General features: G+C 73.7%; 1 protein-coding gene. It reads right to left on the reverse strand.

Features of this window, described 5'->3' with window-relative positions:
• A partial coding sequence (locus ACWEN6_RS40865; RefSeq protein WP_452577596.1) for an nSTAND1 domain-containing NTPase occupies positions 1 to 1618 on the reverse strand: 1618 nt, incomplete at its 3' end.
• Positions 1619 to 1652: the final 34 nt, after the last annotated feature.

Here is a 1652-nt window from a genome sequence, read left to right on the forward strand (position 1 = left end):
TGCGGGTCTGTACGTCCCATAATCGGGTCAGGCCGTCGCCGATGGTGGCGAGGGTCCGTCCGTCGGGGCCGAAGGTGACCGTGGAGATAGGGCTGGAGGGGGCGGTGAGGACGGCGCGTTGGGGGCGGCTGAGGATGTTGAGCATGGCGGCGCGGGCTTCGGGGGTGGGGCTGATCCGCCAGGCCGTGGCCGCCAGCAGTGCGGGTAGTGCGGGGTCGCCGCCGGTGAGTAGTTCGCTTCGGGCGGCCAGCCGGCGCGACAGGGCCACGTCGCGCTGGCCGCTGATGTCGCGCTCGGCCTTGATCGCCAGGCCCGCCGCGGTCAACGCCACGACCAGCAACGCGGCCAGGGCGGCGGTCACGGTGCGGCGCAGCATCGTGGCGCGTTTGCGCGCGGTGATGGCGGCGTTCAGGAACTCCTCCGCGGTGCCGGGCGGGTCGGGGTAGCGGTCGGGGTGGGCCTGCCAGTGGAGCCGGGCGGCCAGGACGGAGGTCAGCCGCTCTCCGTGGTAGAGGAACGACGCGCGGCGCTGGTTGCGGGCCCAGTCCTCGGCGTCCTCCAGCAACCGGTGGTAGAGGGCCTGGTCGGCCGGGTCCTGCTGAAGCCACCCCGCGAGCCGCGGCCAGGCGTGTAGCAGGGAGTCGTGGGTGATCTCCGCGGTCTGCTCGCCCACCACGATCAGCCGTTGCGCGGCGAACGCTTCCACCACCTGTTCGACATCGGCAGGATCGACGCCGTTGTGCCGTCCGTCCGGCCGTCCGGCACCGGCCGGCGGAGGTTGGGGGAGGGGGTGACGCTGGTAGGGCATGGGCCGGCGGACGGCCCGCCCGTCGGCGGTGAGCTTGGTCAGCCGGTGGAACACCTGCCGGGCGACGGCCTGCCGGTGGGCGGGCAGCGCGGCGTAGACGGTCTCGGCGCTGGCCTGGACGGCGTGGGCGACCCCGCCTGAGAGCCCGTAGCTGCGGCTGGTCAGCTTGTCGGCTTCCCGGTGTTTCCAGGTGACCCGCATCGCCTCCGACAGCAACGGCAGCGCGCCCACCTCGTATCGGCCGTCGGCCGCGCTGGCCGGGAGATCACCAAGGATGGTGTCCACCAGCGCCGGAGATATCTTCACCCCCGCCCGCTCAGCCGGACCGGTCAAAGCCAGGCGTAACTCCGGCCGGCTCATGGGCCCGACCAGGAACAATCCGTCGCGCACGGCGTCGGCCAGCTGCGGGTAGGCCGCGCATTCGGCCAGGAAGTCGCTGCGCACCACCACGATCACCAACGCGGCCGGTTCGCCGTCCGGCCCGCTCGGCCGGGTCGCCGCCGCCTGCAGGGCGGCGATGAAGTCGGCCCGCTGCCCCTCGGCCCAGCCCGCACCGCCGGACTCGGCGTCCTCGGGCAGGGTGAAGACCCGCTCGAACGGGTCCACCACCAGCACCAGCCGATCAGCACTGCTGGTGGCCGCACCACCGGCCGAGGCGCGGGCACGGGTCACCACCACATCACGCACCACGGTGTGCGCCTGCCGCGGCGCACTGCGCAGCATCTGCCGGATCGGCGCCGGATCGGAGCCGGCCAGCGCGGCCAGCACCCGCGCCAGCTCATCGCGCGGAGTCGCGGTCGGATGCACCACCGCCACCGGCCACCCGGCCGACTCGGCGCTCAGC

The organism is Sphaerisporangium sp. NPDC004334, from assembly GCF_053602655.1.